Annotated in this window: 17 protein-coding genes; 13 read left to right on the top strand and 4 right to left on the bottom strand. The window is 63.4% G+C overall.

Annotation, left to right across the window (positions count from 1 at the left end; translation table 11 throughout):
• The first annotated feature begins 36 nt into the window (after positions 1-36).
• From NKJ77_RS13295 to NKJ77_RS13285, 3 genes are read left to right on the top strand one after another with little or no spacing between them, the layout of a single operon-like run.
• Positions 37-1,308: a beta-ketoacyl-ACP synthase gene (locus tag NKJ77_RS13295; RefSeq protein WP_023696480.1), complete on the top strand. Its 1,272-nt coding sequence runs from the start codon at positions 37-39 to the stop codon at positions 1,306-1,308.
• A gap of 36 nt (positions 1,309-1,344) precedes the next feature.
• Positions 1,345-2,373 (top strand): zinc-binding dehydrogenase, encoded by a 1,029-nt coding sequence (locus tag NKJ77_RS13290; protein ID WP_023691042.1) that lies wholly within the window; start codon positions 1,345-1,347, stop codon positions 2,371-2,373.
• A gap of 4 nt (positions 2,374-2,377) precedes the next feature.
• Entirely contained in the window at positions 2,378-3,385 is a 1,008-nt protein-coding gene (locus NKJ77_RS13285) for a lipid A biosynthesis lauroyl acyltransferase (protein WP_031194745.1), read from the top strand.
• 13 nt (positions 3,386-3,398) lie between these two features.
• On the opposite strand, the gene NKJ77_RS13280 is transcribed toward NKJ77_RS13285, so the two are convergent.
• On the bottom strand, positions 3,399-3,830 hold the full coding sequence (locus NKJ77_RS13280) for a L,D-transpeptidase (RefSeq protein ID WP_023681747.1): 432 nt from the start codon (positions 3,828-3,830) through the stop codon (positions 3,399-3,401).
• Positions 3,831-4,053: 223 nt separating this feature from the next.
• Between NKJ77_RS13280 and NKJ77_RS13275 the strand changes: the two genes are divergently transcribed.
• The 5 genes from NKJ77_RS13275 to NKJ77_RS13255 all read left to right on the top strand — a co-directional run bounded on the left by NKJ77_RS13275 (position 4,054) and on the right by NKJ77_RS13255 (position 10,698).
• A complete protein-coding gene (locus tag NKJ77_RS13275) occupies positions 4,054-5,334 on the top strand; it encodes an acetylornithine deacetylase/succinyl-diaminopimelate desuccinylase family protein (protein ID WP_023830567.1) in 1,281 nt (426 codons plus the stop codon).
• Between the two features lie 121 nt (positions 5,335-5,455).
• Positions 5,456-6,931: an ABC transporter substrate-binding protein gene (locus NKJ77_RS13270; protein WP_023830566.1), complete on the top strand. Its 1,476-nt coding sequence runs from the start codon at positions 5,456-5,458 to the stop codon at positions 6,929-6,931.
• A 334-nt stretch (positions 6,932-7,265) separates the two neighbouring features.
• Positions 7,266-8,213, top strand: coding sequence for an ABC transporter permease (locus NKJ77_RS13265; protein ID WP_023830565.1), 948 nt, complete (start codon positions 7,266-7,268; stop codon positions 8,211-8,213).
• A complete protein-coding gene (locus NKJ77_RS13260) occupies positions 8,210-9,079 on the top strand; it encodes an ABC transporter permease (RefSeq protein ID WP_023830564.1) in 870 nt (289 codons plus the stop codon). Before NKJ77_RS13265 ends, NKJ77_RS13260 begins: the two co-directional genes overlap by 4 nt.
• Positions 9,076-10,698, top strand: coding sequence for an ABC transporter ATP-binding protein (locus tag NKJ77_RS13255; protein ID WP_023830563.1), 1,623 nt, complete (start codon positions 9,076-9,078; stop codon positions 10,696-10,698). Before NKJ77_RS13260 ends, NKJ77_RS13255 begins: the two co-directional genes overlap by 4 nt.
• Before the next feature lie 115 nt (positions 10,699-10,813).
• Here the strand turns inward: NKJ77_RS13255 and NKJ77_RS13250 are convergent, their stop codons facing one another.
• Positions 10,814-11,245: a TerB family tellurite resistance protein gene (locus NKJ77_RS13250; protein WP_023688142.1), complete on the bottom strand. Its 432-nt coding sequence runs from the start codon at positions 11,243-11,245 to the stop codon at positions 10,814-10,816.
• 196 nt (positions 11,246-11,441) lie between these two features.
• Between NKJ77_RS13250 and NKJ77_RS13245 the strand changes: the two genes are divergently transcribed.
• Positions 11,442-12,227, top strand: a complete 786-nt coding sequence (locus NKJ77_RS13245; protein WP_023707858.1) for a TSUP family transporter — start codon at positions 11,442-11,444, stop codon at positions 12,225-12,227.
• Between the two features lie 52 nt (positions 12,228-12,279).
• Positions 12,280-12,450, top strand: coding sequence for a hypothetical protein (locus tag NKJ77_RS13240; protein WP_023670429.1), 171 nt, complete (start codon positions 12,280-12,282; stop codon positions 12,448-12,450).
• A gap of 148 nt (positions 12,451-12,598) precedes the next feature.
• Here the strand turns inward: NKJ77_RS13240 and NKJ77_RS13235 are convergent, their stop codons facing one another.
• On the bottom strand, positions 12,599-14,074 hold the full coding sequence (locus NKJ77_RS13235; RefSeq protein ID WP_352459146.1) for a cobyric acid synthase: 1,476 nt from the start codon (positions 14,072-14,074) through the stop codon (positions 12,599-12,601).
• Between the two features lie 2 nt (positions 14,075-14,076).
• Complete coding sequence (locus NKJ77_RS13230; RefSeq protein ID WP_352459147.1) at positions 14,077-14,685, bottom strand: dimethylsulfonioproprionate lyase family protein; 609 nt, start codon at positions 14,683-14,685, stop codon at positions 14,077-14,079.
• A gap of 149 nt (positions 14,686-14,834) precedes the next feature.
• Between NKJ77_RS13230 and NKJ77_RS13225 the strand changes: the two genes are divergently transcribed.
• The 3 genes from NKJ77_RS13225 to mmsB are packed head-to-tail and all read left to right on the top strand — an operon-like array spanning position 14,835 to position 17,342.
• Positions 14,835-16,004, top strand: a complete 1,170-nt coding sequence (locus tag NKJ77_RS13225) for an isobutyryl-CoA dehydrogenase (protein WP_023830559.1) — start codon at positions 14,835-14,837, stop codon at positions 16,002-16,004.
• A gap of 35 nt (positions 16,005-16,039) precedes the next feature.
• Complete coding sequence (locus tag NKJ77_RS13220) at positions 16,040-16,408, top strand: four helix bundle protein (RefSeq protein WP_023830558.1); 369 nt, start codon at positions 16,040-16,042, stop codon at positions 16,406-16,408.
• 49 nt (positions 16,409-16,457) lie between these two features.
• Positions 16,458-17,342, top strand: a complete 885-nt coding sequence (gene mmsB, locus NKJ77_RS13215; protein WP_023830557.1) for a 3-hydroxyisobutyrate dehydrogenase — start codon at positions 16,458-16,460, stop codon at positions 17,340-17,342.
• Positions 17,343-17,526 lie beyond the last annotated feature (184 nt).

Here is a 17,526-nt window from a genome sequence, read left to right as displayed (position 1 = left end):
GCTGCGCGATCATGCTGCAAAGTTAAGAGGTTCCGGATGGCCAATCTCAGAGATCACATGGGCAGGCCGATCGTCGCCGTCACCGGCATCGGCGTGGTAACCTCGCTCGGCATCGGCAAGGCCGATAACTGGGCGGCACTGACCTCCGGCAAATCGGGCATCCACCCGATCACCCGCTTTCCCGTCGACCACCTCAACACCCGCATCTCCGGCATGGTCGATTTCCTCGACTCAAGCTCGAAAGGCGCCAGCCTGCTGACCTACGAACTGGCCGAAACCGCCGCGAATGAGGCGGTGGCCGAATCCGGCCTCGATTCCTCTGATTTTGGCGGGCCTCTGTTCCTCGCCTCGCCGCCGGTCGAACTCGACTGGCAGGATCGCTTCGCGCTCTACAATTCCGACGGCAAAGGCGCCGGCGCCGAAAGGCTGCTCAGGGTGGCGCGCGGGCTGAAGGAAACAGATACGTTCGCAAGCACGCAGTTCGGCGCGATCGCCGACCGGCTGGCCGACCGCTTTGGCACGCGCGGCCTGCCGATCACGCTGTCGACGGCCTGCGCTTCGGGCGCCACCGCCATCCAGCTCGGCGTCGAAGCGATCCGCCGCGGCGAATGCGACCGGGCGCTGTCGATCGGCGCCGACGGTTCGGCAACCGCCGAGGCGCTGATCCGCTTTTCGCTGCTCTCGGCGCTGTCGACCCACAATGACATCCCTGAAAAGGCGTCAAAACCCTTCTCCAAGGACCGCGACGGCTTTGTGCTGGCGGAAGGCTCCGGCGCTCTGGTGCTGGAATCGCTTGAGGCAGCCCTTGCCCGCGGCGCCAGCGTTCTCGGCATCCTGCGCGGCTGCGGTGAAAAGGCCGATGATTTCCATCGCACCCGTTCCAAGCCCGACGGTTCGCCGGCGATCGCAGCAGTCCGCGCCGCCCTTGCGGATGCCGGCCTGAGCAAGGACGAGATCGACTACGTCAACGCTCACGGCACCTCGACGCCGGAAAACGACAAGATGGAGCATCTGTCGCTGTCGACCGTGTTCGGCGATCGCATCGGCTCGATGCCGGTCTCGTCCAACAAGTCGATGATCGGCCACACGCTGTCGGCGGCCGGCGCCGTCGAAGCGGCGTTTTCGCTGATGACCATGCGCGAAAGCGTGATTCCGCCGACCATCAACTACGACAATCCCGACCCGGCAATCGTGCTCGACGTGGTGCCCAACAAGAAGCGCAATGCCGAAGTCGGCACCGTGCTCTCGAACTCGTTCGGCTTCGGCGGCCAGAACACTTGCCTTGTCATGGCGCGGGAACCGGTCTAAGCGACCTTTTTCAGCCAGACTGAACTGACAGGCCCCATGCGCGCACTGCAACTTATCGAGGACCGCCGTCTTGAAACGGTGGACCTGCCGCCCCCGCCGCCCCCCGCATTGGGCGAAGTCACGCTGCGCATCAAGGCGGTGGCGCTGAACCATATCGACGTCTGGGGCTGGCGTGGCATGGCCTTCGCCAAGCGTAAGCTGCCGCTGGTCGTCGGCGCCGAAGCCTCCGGCGAGGTCGAAGCTGTCGGCCCCGGCGTCTCCAGCCTGCTGCCCGGACAATTGGTATCAATCTATGGCGCGCGCACCTGCGGCCTTTGCCGCGCCTGCCGCGAAGGCCGCGACAATCTCTGCGAACATGTCTCGGGCGTCCACGGCTTCCATCTCGATGGCTTTGCCCAGGAGAAGATCAACCTGCCGGCGCGCCTGCTGGTCCCTGCCCCTCCCGGCGTGACCGATGTCGGCGCGGCTGTCGCACCCGTTACCTTCGGCACCGTCGAGCACATGCTGTTCGACAATGCCAAGCTGCAGCCCGGCGAGACCATCCTCATCCATGCCGGCGGCTCCGGCATCGGCTCGGCGGCGATCCAGCTGGCCAAGCGCATGGGTTGCACCATCATCACCACGGTCGGTTCCAACGACAAGATCGACAAGGCCAAGGCGCTCGGCGCCGAGCATGTCATCAACTACCGCGACGATCGTTTCGAAGGGGTCGTGCGCAAGCTCACCAGGAAGAAGGGCGTCGACGTCGTCTTCGAACATGTCGGCGCCGACACCTTTGCCGCCTCGATGCTGTGCCTCAAGCGCGGCGGCCGCCTGGTCACCTGCGGCTCGACCTCCGGCGTGTCGACGCAGATCAATCTGATGCAGCTGTTCCAGCAGCAGCTGAAGCTGCTTGGGTCCTTCGGCTGCCGCATGGAGAACATGGCCAACGCCATGCAGAAGATGGCGGCGGGACAGGTCGCACCTGTCATCGACACCGAAGTCGGCTTCGACGGCATCGACGCCGCGTTGAAGCGCATGGAAGGCCGCGACGTGTTCGGCAAGATCATCCTGCGCGTTTCCTAGGACTATGGTCGGCAAGGTGTTCAAGAAAGCCCGCCGGGACTTCATGTTCCGCTATGGCCGAAGACTGCGCCAGATGGAGCACTGGCTGGTGGCGCGCGTGGCGATGACGATCATCTCGCTGCTGCGCCTCTTACCCGCGGACAGGGCGCTCAATTTCGCGGACCGGGCGGCCCGGCGCATCGGTCCGTGGGTCGGGCGCCACCGTGTCGCCATCAACAATCTGCGCCTTGCCTATCCCGAGAAGAGCGATGTCGAGATCGAGGCCATCGCCTCCGACATGTGGGGCAACATGGCCCGGCTCGCCGCCGAATACATCTTTCTTGACGCCCTCTTCGACTATGATCCGAACGCAGCGACGCCCGGCCGCGTCGAAGTTGGCGGCGCCGATCATTTCCATCAGATTGCCGGCGAGGACAAACCGCATATCCTGTTCACCGGCCATCTCGGCAATTTTGAATTGCTGCCGGTCGCGGCCGCGACGTTCGGCATGAAGATCACGGCGCTGTTTCGTCCCCCGAACAATCCTTACCTCGCCGACTATATCCATTCGACGCGGCGTTCGAGCATGGGCGCCTTGCTGCCGTCTTCGACCGGCGCCTCCTTCGCGCTGGCGTCGATTCTGGAGAAAGGCGGCAATATCGGCGTTTTAGTCGACCAGAAATTCTCCAGCGGGCTGGAGACGATCTTCTTTAACCGCCCATGCCAGAGCAATCCGGTTCTGGGCATGCTCGCCCGTCACTATGATTGCGACGTCTATCCGGCGCGATGTGTGCGGCTGCCTGGCAACCGCTTCCGCCTCGAGATCGAGGACAAGCTGACCTTGCCGCGCAATGAAAGCGGCAGCGTCGATGTCGCGGCCACCACCCAACTGCTCGCCGACGTGGTCGAGCGCTGGGTGCGCGAGGATCCGGGACAGTGGATGTGGTTCCACAAAAGGTGGGAAATCTCAGGCCGGCGTCGCCGCCGGCGTGGACAGGCCAACGCCACCGGCCAGCGGCAGCGTCAATCTTAAGTCGTCGATAGGCTCAGTTCGTAACAACGATCCGCGTATTGCCGAAGCCGACTTCGCGCACCATCGCATAGAACATCGCGGCATTGGCGGTGTGCAGCCGCACGCAGCCATGCGATGCCGGACGCCCTAGCTGCCTGACCGCGCCGGTGCCGTGGATGGCGTAGCCGCCATGGAAGAACACCGAGTAAGGCATTGGCGACATGTGGTATTTCTTCGAATACCACATCCGCGCCGTGCGTTGCGGCCGATAGGTGCCACGCGGCGTGAAATAGCCGCTGCGCGCGGTCGACACGCTCCAGCGATAAAGCACCTGGCCGTATTGGCTGACGGTCATGGTCTGCGACGAGACGTCGATGCTGGCCACCAGCGAGGCAGCCCTGCTTTCGATGGACGTGCCGAACAGCATCGCAGCAAAAGCAGCTGCCATGAGAACGATTTTTGTCATGAGATCAAACCCCTTTGATGCCCCTTGCCTGCCCTGTCATCACGCGGTTTTTCATCTTTTTAACGACAGGTGAGTGACCTAGCACACACTCCTTGATAAATTCGCCAATCTAAAGCAGCGAATTTGAACGATTTTCCCGCCATAGTTGCCGCTGCGACACGAAGTTTCGGCGCCAGTGGCGCGATGCTTGCAAAACCACCCCCTTGCCTGCTCAAATCCGGGAATGAGCGAACGACTCTTCAAAGCGATAGACGCCCGTGTTGATGACCTGGTCGCATTGACCGCCGACCTGATCCGCTTCCCGACCATCAACCCGCCCGGCGAAGCCTATCGCCCCTGCGCCGAATATATCGGTGCGCGCCTAGGCAGGCTTGGCTTCGAAACCGAATTCATCCGCGCCGAAGGCACGCCCGGCGACACCGACCGCTATCCCCGCGTCAATGTCGTCGCCCGCTTCGACGGCCGCTCGCCTGGGGCCTGCGTCCATTTCAACTCGCACATCGATGTGGTCGAAGCCGGCGAAGGCTGGAGCGTCGATCCCTTTGCCGGGGTGGTGAAGGACGGCAAGGTCTACGGCCGCGGCGCCTGCGACATGAAAGGGGGCATGGCCGCCTCGATCATCGCGGCGGAAGCCTTCATGGAGGTTTTCCCCGACTTTCCCGGCGCCATCGAAATCTCCGGCACCGTCGATGAAGAGTCCGGCGGCTTCGGCGGCGTCGCCCATTTGGCCAGGCTCGGCTATTTCTCGAAACCCAAGGTCGACCACGTCATCATCCCCGAGCCGCTGAACAAGGACCGCATCTGTCTTGGCCATCGCGGCGTCTGGTGGGCGGAGATCGAGACCAAGGGCGAGATCGCGCATGGCTCGATGCCGTTCCTCGGCGACAATGCGGTGCGCCATATGGGCGCCGTGCTGCAGGCCTTCGAGGACAAACTGTTTCCGGCGCTCGACCGCAAGGTGACGCGCATGCCTGTCGTGCCCGAAGGCGCAAAGCGCTCGACCATGAACATCAACTCGATCCATGGCGGCCAGACCGAGGATTTCCGCCCCGGCCTGCCCTCACCCAACGTGCCCGACGCCTGCCGGCTGACCATCGACCGCCGCTTCCTGCTCGAGGAGGACCTTGCCACGGTCAAGAGCGAGGTGACCGATATCCTCGACCGGCTGAAGCGCGAGCGCAAAAAGTTCGATTACGAGATTCGCGACCTGATGGAGGTGCTGCCGCTGATGACCGAGCGCGATGCGCCGGTGGTCAAGGCGGTGGCGCAAGGCATCATGGCGATCTTCGCCCGCGAGCCGGATTATGTCATTTCACCAGGCACTTACGACCAGAAGCACATCGCCCGCATCGGCCACATCTATGATTGCATCGCCTATGGCCCGGGCATTTTGGACCTCGCCCACCGGCCCGACGAATGGGTCGGTATCTCTGATATGGTGGAGTCGGCCAAGGTGATGGCGATCGGGCTCAATGTGCTGCTCAGGGGCACGGCCGCGGGCTAAACCATCGACTTCGCTGAAAAAACATTCCTCCCCGGGTCGCTGCAGAGCACGAAACGCAATTTACTCCACCTCGAAATCACGCTTCTATCGCACAAGGGTTCGAGCATTTGGGAGTTGCACGATGAAATTGTGGAAAACCATTCTTGCCGCCGCGGTGCTGGCACTGGCCGGCAGTCAGGCATTTGCCGCACGCACCGACCTGGTGATCGGCATTCCGCTCGAGCCGCCGCATCTCGATCCGACCGCCGGTGCTGCCGCGGCGATCGACGAAGTGCTCTACGCGAACGTCTTCGAGGGCCTGACCCGCATCGGCCCGAATGGCGAAGTGCTGCCCGACCTTGCCGAGAGCTGGGCCATTTCCGACGATGGCAAGGTCTACACCTTCAAGCTGCACACCGGCGTCAAATTCCATGACGGCAGCGACTTCGACGCCGGCGACGTGAAGTTCTCGCTCGACCGCGCCCGCGCCGACAATTCCGTAAACGCGCAAAAGGCCCTGTTCGCCGCCATCGATACGGTCGAAGTCGTCGATCCGGCAACGGTCAAGGTGACGCTGAAGAACCCGCAAGGGTCGTTCCTTTACAATCTGGGCTGGGGCGACGCCGTGATCGTGGCGCCGGAGAGCGCCGACACCAACAAGGAAAAGCCCATCGGCACCGGCCCGTTCAAATTCCAGAGCTGGGCTAAGGGCTCGTCGATCACGCTGGTGAAATCGGACACTTACTGGGGCGCCCCGGTGTTCCTCGACAAAGCCGAGTTCCGCATCGTTCCCGACGCCGCCGCCGCCGTGCCGGCGCTGCTCTCGGGCGACATCCAGGCTTTCCCTTTCTTCGATCCCGACAGCGTCGCGCAGGTCAAGGACGATCCGCGCTTCAAGGTGGTGATCGGCTCGACCGAGGGCGAGACCATTTTGGCGATCAACAACAAGAAGCCGCCTTTCGACAAGCTCGAGGTGCGGCAGGCGATTGCCTTCGCGCTCGACCGCAAGGCGATCATCGACGGCGCCTCGGCCGGCCTCGGCGTGCCGATCGGCTCGCACATGTCGCCCGCCAGCAAAGCCTATGTCGACCTCACCGGCCTGTACCCGCACAATGTCGACAAGGCCAAGGAGCTGCTGAAGCAAGCCGGCCTGGAGAACGGCTTCAAGGCGATGCTGAAACTGCCGCCGCCTTCCTATGCGCGGCTTGGCGGCGAGATCATCGCTTCGCAGCTGCGCGATGTCGGCATCGACCTGGAAATCATTCCGGTCGAATGGGCGCAGTGGCTGGATCAGGTGTTCACCAAGAAGGATTACGACCTGACCATCGTCTCCCACACCGAGCCCAACGACATCGATATCTATTCGCGCAAGGACTACTACTTCAACTACGACAACCCCGCCTTCGACAAGATCATCGCCGAGCTGAACCTCACCTCCGACGACGCCAAGCGCAACACGCTGCTCGGCGAAGCACAGAAGATCCTGGCCGACGACGCCGTGGTGGGGTTCCTCTATGAACTGCCGAAGGTCGGCGTCTGGGACGCCAAGCTGCAGGGCCTGTGGGAGAATGCGCCGATCCAGGCGAATGATCTGACCAAGGTGAAGTGGACGGATTGAGGCGGCGCCCGACAGGCAACAGTGTGCATTCCTTCACACCCCCCTCTGCCCTGCCGGGCATCTCCCCCGCAAGGGGGGAGATTGGGCTCTCATCTCCGCTTTCGCCTATCGCGAACGTTGAACGCTGGTCGACGACACGGAAACTGCTGATCTCCCCCCTTGCGGGGGGTGAGGAGTGGTCCGCGCAGCGGACGGAAAGCCAACTGCTTGGCTTTCCGAACAAGGAACGCCCGAAGCGACAGCGAAGGGCCGGGTCCGGCAGGACAGAGGGGGGTGTGACAGAACGCTGCCTTTGCTCAGTCATCGCACTTGGCAACGCACCATTCCCTCCACCATGACCGCCTACCTCCTCCAACGCCTCGCCATTGCCATCGCCACCTTGATCCTGGCCTCGATGGTCGTCTTCACCGTGCTCGAAATCCTGCCCGGCGATCCGGCGCGGCTGATGCTTGGCCTCAACGCCAGCGCCGAGCAGGTCGAACTCCTGCGCAACCAGATGGGCCTCAACGCGCCGCTTCTCCTGCGCTACCTCCACTGGGTCGGCGGTCTGCTCAGCCTCGATTTCGGCCGCTCCTACACCTATTCGGTGCCGGTCATCGACCTTGTCCGCGAACGCATGGCGGTTTCCCTGCCGCTGGCGCTGATCGCGCTGGCGCTGTCCACCATCATTGCCATTCCCGTCGGGCTCTTTTCCGCCAGCCGGCGCGGCCGGGCCGGCGATACGATCGCCATGGGCGCCGCCCAGCTTGGCGTTGCCATCCCGAACTTCTGGTTCGCGCTGATGTTGATCTACCTCTTTGCCGTCTGGCTGCGGCTGGTGCCGGCCGGCGGCTTTCCCGGCTGGAGCGCCGGTGTCTGGCCGGCGCTGAAATCGCTGCTGCTGCCGGCCATCGCCCTTGCGCTGCCGCAGGCGGCGATCCTGGCGCGCGTTGCCCGCTCCGCGCTGCTCGAGGTGCTGAACGAGGATTATATCCGCACCGCCCGCGCCAAGGGCCTGCCCTATCGTGCCGTACTATGGCGGCACGCGCTGCGCAACGCGATGATCCCGGTTCTGACCATTCTGGGCCTGCAATTCGCCTTCCTGCTCGCCGGCACCATCATCATCGAGAACGTCTTTTATCTCCCCGGCCTCGGACGGCTGGTGTTCCAGGCGATCACTCAGCGCGACCTGATCGTCGTCGAAAGCATCGTCATGCTGCTGGTCGTCGCCGTCATTGCCGTTAACCTCGTCGTCGACGTCTCCTACGCCATCGTCGATCCGCGCCTTCGAGGCCGGCAATGACGCTGCACATCGACATCCCGCAGGAGACGTTGGGCAGCATTCTGGCCAAGGCCTTCCGCAACCGCTCCTTCCTCATCGGCTTCGCCATCACGGTGCTGGTGGCTGCAATCGCGGTCATCTCCTACGTCTGGACGCCCTACGACGTGACCAAACTGGTGATCTCGGACAAGACGCTGGCGCCTTCTTCGGCGCACTGGTTCGGCACCGATCATTTCGGCCGCGACATCCTGTCGATGATCATGGTCGGCGCCCGCAACTCGATCGCCGTGGCGCTGGTCGCGGTCAGCATCGGCATGGGCGTCGGCGTGCCGCTCGGCGCCTTCGCCGCGGCGCGCGGCGGGTTTGTCGACGAGGCGCTGATGCGGCTGAACGACCTTGTCTTCGCCTTCCCGGCGCTTTTGTCGGCGATCATGATCACCGCCATCTTCGGACCGGGCGCCATCAACGCCATCATCGCCATCGGCATCTTCAACATCCCGGTGTTTGCGCGCGTCGCCCGCGCCGGCGCGCTGGCGATCTGGCCACGCGAGTTCATTCTCGCCGCGCTCGCCGCCGGCAAGAGCAAGACGCAGATTACAATCGAGCACGTGCTGCCCAACATCGCCACGCTGCTTCTGGTGCAAGGCACCATCCAGTTCGCGCTCGGCATTTTGGCCGAAGCCGGTCTCTCCTATGTCGGCCTCGGCGCCCAGCCGCCAATGCCGAGCTGGGGCCGCATGCTGTTCGACGCTCAGACGCGCATGGTGGTGGCGCCGTGGATGGCCATCTTCCCCGGCATGGCCATTGTCGTCACCGTGCTTGGGCTCAATCTGCTCGGCGACGGCATCGCCGACATACTCGACCCGAAATCGCGGCGGCAGCGATGAGCCTGCTGCAGATGGAGAACCTGTCGCTGGCCATCGGCGACACGTCGATCCTGAAAGGGGTCGACCTCTCCGTCGCGCCCGGCGAGGTGATGGGGCTGGTCGGCGAATCCGGCTCGGGCAAATCGATGACGGCGCTGACCATCATGCGGCTTCTGCCGCATGCTGCGCGCGCCACCGGCTGCGTGACCTTCGAGGGCATCGACATCCTCGCGGCCACAGAGGACCAGATGTGCGCGTTGCGCGGCGATGACATCGGCATGGTGTTCCAGGAGCCCATGACGGCGCTGAACCCGGTCAAGACCATCGGCGAACAAGTCGCCGAAGGCATACGCTGGCACACCAAAGCCAGCCGCGCGGAAGCCGAAGACCGGGCGCGCAAAATGCTCGACCGGGTTGGCCTGCCGGAGGCGAAATTCCCGCTGTCGCGCTATCCGCACGAATTGTCGGGCGGCCAGCGCCAGCGCGTCGTCATCGCCATTGCCTGCGCATTGAAACCCAAGCTGCTCATCGCCGACGAACCGACCACGGCGCTCGACGTGGTGCTGCAGGCGCAGATCCTCGACCTCTTGCGCGGCCTTGTCAGCGAAAACCGCATGGGCCTGCTTCTGATCTCGCACGACCTCGCTGTCGTCACCGAAATGGCCGACCGCATCACCATTCTGCGCCATGGCGAGGTGATGGAAGCCGGCGACACCGCACGCACGCTGTCGGAACAGCTGCATCCCTACACGCGCCAGCTGGCGCTGGCCTCCATGCACGTGCCCGCGCGCGCCAAGGTTCACGCCACCGGCCAGGGCAAACCGCTGCTTGAGGTCGAAGGCGTGACACGGGACTATCCGGGCCGGCGCACCTCCCTGTTCAAGTCAGCGGCTCCAATCCGCGCCGTCGACGACGTGTCCTTGTCGCTGGCGCCGGGCCAATCGGTGGCGCTGGTCGGCCGCTCCGGCTGCGGCAAGTCAACGCTTGCCCGCATGATCCTGGCGCTCGACAAATCGACATCGGGAACGATCCGCTTTCGCGGCGAGACCATCACCGGCAAAAGCGAGGCGGAGCTCAAAGCCGCGCGGCGCGACATGCAGGTGGTGTTCCAGGATCCCTACGGCTCTTTCGACCCGCGCCAGAAGGTCGAGAAACTGGTCGCCGAGCCGCTGCATGTACTGGAAAAGAAGCCGACACCGGCCGAGCGACGCGAGATGGTGGCGCATGCGCTGCACGAGGTCGGCCTCGGCGTCAGCGACATGGACAAATATCCGCATGAGTTTTCCGGCGGCCAGCGCCAGCGCCTGTCGATCGCCCGCGCCATCATCACAAGGCCGAAGCTGGTCGTCGCCGACGAGCCGGTCTCGGCGCTCGACGTGTCGATCCGCGCCCAGATCCTCGATCTGTTCGCAGAGCTCAACCAGAAGCTCGGCATCGGCTATCTCTTCATCACTCACGATTTGACCGTCGCCCGCGCCATCACCGATGAGGTGCTGGTCATGCATGACGGCAGGATCGTCGAGCGCGGCAAGACCGGCGACGTGCTCGATCATCCGCAGTCGGAGGCGGCCAGGGCGCTGGTCGCGGCTGCGCCCGATCTGCATCGGGCGATCGCTCACCGTATGCAGGAACAGGGGTGAGTGACCGGTTCGCGCAGCGAATTCATCGTGCCAGTGGCACGATGAAAGGTCACGAACGCTGGGACGCTGCGAAGCAGCGGGGACCCGGCCGGGCGGCCGTTGCCCCTGGTCTGCCTCACTCCTCCGGCTTCACCACATCGACCGGGCTGATGTCGAGCAAATCGAGCGTGCGGCGCAACAGCCGCACTTCGCTCTCGGCCAGTTTGGAATCGGCTTTGGCGATCTCCGCCATGTGGAGCGCCAGCAACTTGCGCCGTTCGACATCGAGATCGCGGAACAGCGCAATGGCTTGCGAACCGTTGGTCTCGTAGCCGAAATCATTGAGATATTCGATGACCGCGTCGATGCTGGTTTCCGGGATGCCGAAGGCGTCCTTGCAGATGCGCCGGAAGGCGACCATCTCGCTCTCCGAAACCGAGCCGTCGGCCAGGATCATGCGAAACAGCATCAAGAGCTCCGCCGACAGCACAGGGTCGTCGGCAACCTTGCGCACGCCGGGGTCACCATCGAAGATCGAGCGTATCTGGTCGAGCAATGCCATCGCCAACAGTGTCCCTTTCCCGAGCCCGCCCAGCGCACATGACCCAAAACTGCGCAGCGGTACTGAGATAATGACATGCACCACAGGAAATCCAAGCGCAACGCGCTTGGATGGACGTAGCGCGGAATCGGCCTTGCGCAAACCGGATGGCCATGAGAAGGCGCGGCACCACCTTTCCCGCCGGAATGTTCAGAAAATCCCGATGCTCGACCTCGCCACCCAGACCGTCATCATGCTTGCCTTGGCCGCTTTTGCAGCCGGCTTTGTCGATTCGATAGCCGGCGGCGGCGGGCTGATCACCATCCCGGCCCTGCTGCTTGCCGGCTTCCCGCCGGTCGCAGCACTTGGAACCAACAAGCTGCAGGGCATTTTCGGCACCGCTTCGGCGACCATCCACTACGCCATGAATGGCCATGTCGATCTGCGCCGACAGCTGCCATCGGCGCTTCTGGCCCTTGCCGGCAGTGCCGTCGGCGCCTTGCTGGCGGCATTCGTGCCGGGTGATCTCCTGCGAGCGCTGCTGCCGCTGCTTTTGATCGCCATCGCGATCTACTTCGCCGTGAAACCCAACATGAACGATGTCGACCGCGCCGAGCGCCTGTCGCACTTCCTGTTCGGGCTGGTCATCGCCCCTTTGGTCGGCTTCTATGACGGGCTGTTCGGGCCGGGAGCCGGCTCCTTCTATATGCTGGCCTTCGTCAGCCTTGCCGGCTTCGGCGTGCTCAAGGCGACGGCACACACCAAGCTGCTCAATTTCGCCTCCAACATTGGCGGCTTCATCGTCTTTGCCGTCGCCGGCGTCGTCTACTGGAAGATCGGGCTGATGATGGGCGTCGCCCAGTTCCTCGGCGCCCGGCTCGGCGCCAGCCTTGCCATCCGCATCGGCGCCCGGCTGATCAAGCCGCTGCTGGTGATCATCTGCCTGTCGCTGGCGGTGAAGCTGCTGGCCGACCCGGCGAACCCATTGCGCCAGCTGATTGGTGTATAAGCCTCACGCCTGATAGAGTGCCGTTGTACGAATCATGTTGGAGGGACCACACATGAATCTTAGTGCACCCACTCAGCTTGTTTTCATCATATCCCTAGTTATCGCCATCATCGGCGTGCTCGCCGCGCTTGGCGTTCTTGCGTTCATTCCTCTGGCTGCGGTGTGGATTGTCCTCATCGCATACATCGTGCTTGCCGCCGCCTGCCTGATGCGCGGCGCCTAGGCACCCGCGACTTCTGCATTCGAAGCGCCCGGTCAAAGCCGGGCGCTTTTGCTTTGGATGCATGGTCTGTTAGGCTCTTCCGCGCGGAAGGATGACCATGAAGCAAAGCGGACGCGCAGACCCGAGGATGACGAAACGATGGGCGGCCCTACCTCGCTAACCCAAAAATCGCATCGCAATCGAGATGGCGCTCCAGTTCGGCTGCGATCTCGTCCAGAGCGTTTTCCACGTCCGCCCGATAGTCGACGCCGCCGCCTTTCACGCCGAGGCTTTCCAGGAATCTCGCCCGGAAAGCGTCGGCGGAAAACAGGCCGTGCAGATAGCTGCCAAAAACCTTGCCATCGGCGGAAATGGCACCGTCGTCGATGCCGTTGATCACAGCCGACGGCCGCGCCATGTCCGGCCCGGTGGTGCGGCCGAGATGGATTTCGTAGCCCTCGAGCGCCAAGCCGAACGGCACCGAGCGCGCGCTGACATTGCGCACCGTCTTTTCCGGTTCCATCACCGTCTCGATGTCGAGCAGACCAAGACCTTCCGCCTCGGTGACGCTGCCCTCGATGCCATCGGGATCGCGCACCAGGCGGCCGAGCATCTGGAAACCGCCGCAAATGCCGACGATATGGCCGCCGCGTTTGCGGTGCGCGAGGAGATCGCGATCCCAGCCATTCTCGCGGAATTTCATGAGATCCCCGATCGTCGATTTGGAACCGGGAATGACCACCAGGCCGGCATCCTCCGGCAAGCGCTGCCCTGGCGGCACGAACACCACTTCGACCTGCGGCTCGGCCTTGAGCGGGTCGAGGTCGTCGAAATTGGCGATGCGGCCAAGCATCGGCACGGCGACCTTCAACGCCCGCTTCTCGCCCGATGCCAGGCGTTCGAGCACGACCGAATCCTCCGAAGGCAATCGCGCCGCCGCCTTCAGCCACGGCACGACGCCAAAGCAGCGCCAGCCGGTGAAGCTTTCGATCGACCGGATGCCGTCGTCGAACAGCGAGACATCGCCGCGGAACTTATTGATGAGGTAGCCGACGATCATGCGCCTGTCTTCCTCCGGCAGGATCAGATGCGTGCCGGCGACCGAAGCGATGACGCCACCGCGGTCGATGTCGCCGACCAGGATGACCGGCACGTCGGCGCGCGTGGCAAAGCCCATATTGGCGATGTCGCGGCTGCGCAGGTTGATTTCGGCCGGCGATCCGGCGCCCTCGACGACGACCAGATCGGCGCCCTCACCGACCTTCGTCCAGGACTCCAGCACGGCGTCCATCAGCCCCGCTTTCATTGTCTGGTAGTCGCGCGCTCGCGCCTCGCCGAACACCTTGCCCTGCACGATCACCTGCGAACCGATATCGCTCTGGGGTTTGAGCAGCACCGGATTCATATGCACGGTCGGCTGAACACCACACGCCAGCGCTTGCAGCCATTGCCCACGGCCAATCTCGCCGCCGCCGGGGCGGTTGTCGCCCGGAATGTCGGCGACGGCGGCATTGTTCGACATGTTCTGCGGCTTGAACGGCCTGACTTTCAGCCCGCGATTCCTGGCCGCGCGGCAGAGCCCCGCCACCAGCACCGTCTTGCCGACATCCGAACCCGTGCCTTGCAGCATGATCGCCTTGGCCATGCTCAGCCCCTGCCCTGCGCGCCGGAAACGGTCGACTTCTGCGACAGCGGCCCGCCGCGCCAGATGTAGAGCGCCAGCAACGGTTCGCTGCCGGTGCGCATGGCATGGCTGACATTGGAGGCGTGATGGATAATTTCGCCCGCCTGGCGGATGTGAAAGCCGCCCTCGCCCATGCGCCATTCGGTGCCGCCGGTCAGCGGAATGTAGATCTCCTCGGCAATGTGATGATGGTCGGGATAGGTGATGCCGGGTCCCAGGATCAGCAATCCGGCCGCGACCTCTTCATTGGCGAAATGGCCGCGCGTGCCAAACACCTCCAGCCAGCCGTATTTTTGCAAGAACGCTTCACCAAAATCGCTCGCGTTGTAGGTCTGCCCCCAGCACAGATCGTCACGACGCTCCGCCAGCAGTTGCACCAGAGGCTGCGGGTCCGGCGGCGCCAGTTCGACAATGCGGTCGAGCAGACCAAGGCAAGGCAGCGGATGCGCTTCGAGCACGCGCGCCGTCATATTCCAGCCGATCCGGGTCACGGCGTCCCGCACCAGCGCGTTGTCCACGCCCCGGAGATAGGCATGGAAGCGGTCGAGCAATTCGTCGAAATATGTCGGCACGCAATGCTCCGTTGATCCATTCATGCACAGCGGCTGCGCGGCGAGCCGGGTTGCGCGGCGGCATCATTGGTCTAGATTGAGCGGCGCGCAAAGCCAAAAACAACAGGCCAGCAAGCCAACCCCAACTGGGGAAACACAGGGAGCACGCCATGGACGCCGCGGTCGATGCGAGCACCAGTCAGTTCGAACTCAATGAGGAGCAGCGCGCCATCCAGGAGATGGCACAGGCCTTCGCCGCCGATCGCGTTGCGCCCAATGCGCTCGAATGGGACCGGGCAAGACACTTTCCCGCCGATGTAATCCGCGAGACCGGCCCGCTTGGCCTTGGCGGCATCTATGTCAGGGATGATGTCGGCGGCTCGGCGCTCGGCCGGCTCGACGCCGTGCTGATCTTCGAGGCACTGTCGCACGCCGATCCGGCGTTTTCCTCCTTCATCTCGATCCACAATATGGCGGCGTCGATGATCGACCGCTTCGGCGACGACGAGCAGCGCCAACGCTTCCTGCCGAAGCTGACCTCGATGGAATGGCTGGCGAGCTACTGCCTGACCGAGCCGGGCTCAGGCTCGGATGCCGCGGCGCTGACGACGCGCGCGGTGAAGAGCGGCGACGACTATGTGCTTAACGGCGCCAAGCAGTTCATCTCCGGGGCCGGCGACAGCGACCTCTATGTCGTCATGGCGCGCACCGGCGCCGACGGGCCGAAGGGCATTTCCACCTTCGTCGTGCCGAAGGATGCGCCCGGCCTGTCCTTCGGCGCCAACGAGCACAAGATGGGCTGGCACATGCAGTCGACCCGCCAGGTGATCTTCGAGGACTGCAAGGTGCCGGCTGCAAACCTGCTGTCGGGGGAAGGCGCAGGTTTCGGCATCGCAATGGCCGGGCTCGATGGCGGCCGCCTCAACATCGCCGCCTGTTCGCTCGGCGGCGCGCAATCTGCGCTCGACAAGGCGCTGTCCTATACCGCCGAGCGCAAGGCTTTCGGCTCGAAGATCAACCAGTTCCAGGCGCTGCAGTTCAGGTTGGCCGACATGGAGACCGAATTGCAGGCAGCGCGGATCTTTCTCTACGCCGCCGCCTCGAAACTCGACCGCAAGGCGCCGGATGCCGGCAAATGGTCGGCGATGGCCAAGCGCTTCGTCACCGACATCGGCTTCAACGTCGCCAACGAGGCGCTGCAGCTGCATGGCGGTTATGGCTATCTTCATGATTACGGTATCGAAAAACTGGTGCGCGACCTGCGCGTCCACCAGATCCTCGAAGGCACCAACGAGATCATGCGCGTCATCATCGCGCGGGCGTTGATCGGACGGCAGTAGGCAGTAGGCAGTAGGCAGTAGGCAGTAGGCAAAGGATGACCGGCAAGATCAACTCGTACAAGGATCTTATCGTATGGCAGCAGGCGATGGATCTGGCTGTCAGCACCTACTCATTGACCAAGACATGCCCCAAAGAGGAATTATATGGGCTGACCAGCCGAATCCGCCGTTCAGCAACCTCTGTCCCTGCAAACATCGCGGAAGGCTATGGCCGAGACAACCGAGGCTCCTATCAGCAATTTCTCAGGATAGCCCAAGGCTCGCTGAAGGAGTTCGAGACACACCTCCAAATCGCTCAACGCATTGGCGTTGCCACGCATGGGCAAGCTGAGCACCTGCTTCTGGCGGCCGAGGCCATCGGAAAGATGCTTCGCCAACTTATTCTCAAACTCGCACCCGAATAGGTCGCCCTACTGCCTACTGCCTACTGCCTACTCATCATGGAGCACCGCTATGACCACTGTCGCCTTCATCGGCTTGGGTAATATGGGCAATCCGATGGCTGCCAATCTCGTCAAGGCGGGGCACGCGGTGCACGGCTTTGACCTGATGCCGGAAAACCTCACCGTCGCCCGCGAGCATGGCGTCATTGTCATGGCGAATGCCGTGGCGGCGGTGAAGGACGCCGATGTCGTGATCACCATGCTTCCCGCCGGCAAGCACGTGCTCTCGGTCTACGAGGACATCGCACCCAAGGCCAAACCAGGCGCCCTGTTCATTGATTCCTCGACCATCGATGTCGAGTCGGCCCGCAAGGCGCATGCCGTAGCAAGGAAGCACGGGCTGCATTCGATCGACGCCCCCGTCTCCGGCGGCACCGGCGGTGCTGCTGCGGGAACGCTGACCTTCATGGCCGGCGGCGCCAAGGATGCCTTCGCCAAGGCCGAACCGGTCCTGAAGCCGATGGCAGGCCGCATCGTCCATTGCGGTGACGACGGCGCCGGTCAGGCAGCCAAAATCTGCAATAACATGATGCTCGGCATTTCGATGATCGGCGTCGCAGAGGCCTTCGTGCTGGCCGAAAAGCTCGGCCTCTCGCATCAGGCCCTGTTCGACGTTGCCTCGACCTCGTCGGGCCAGTGCTGGTCGCTGACCACCTATTGCCCGGTGCCGGGTCCCGTGCCGGCCTCACCCGCCAACCGCGACTACAAACCGGGCTTTGCCGCAGCACTCATGCTGAAGGACCTGAAACTGGCGCAGGAGGCGGCCCAAAGCGCCGGCGCGGTGACGCCAATGGGGGCCGAAGCGGCCCAGCTTTATGCGCTGTTCAACGCCCAGGGAAATGGCGGATCGGATTTTTCCGGCATCATAAATTTCCTTCGCGGCAGTTCTCTATAAGTTTCGAATTTGGCAGCGCTTTTCTCGATTTTTATTGCGCGGAAAAATTGCAAATTTAGATTTGCTTAAGCTCTCGATAACCCGGCGGTAACGATGTGCCTATATAACGGATGGCGAGGCGGACATATCGCATCCGCCCGGCGCTCCGGATCAGGTCTCGCGTACCGGAGCCCGTAAGTTTCGC

This window comes from Mesorhizobium sp. M0052, from assembly GCF_040323255.1.
GTDB lineage: Bacteria > Pseudomonadota > Alphaproteobacteria > Rhizobiales > Rhizobiaceae > Mesorhizobium.
This window is presented reverse-complemented; position numbering and strand designations above follow the sequence as displayed.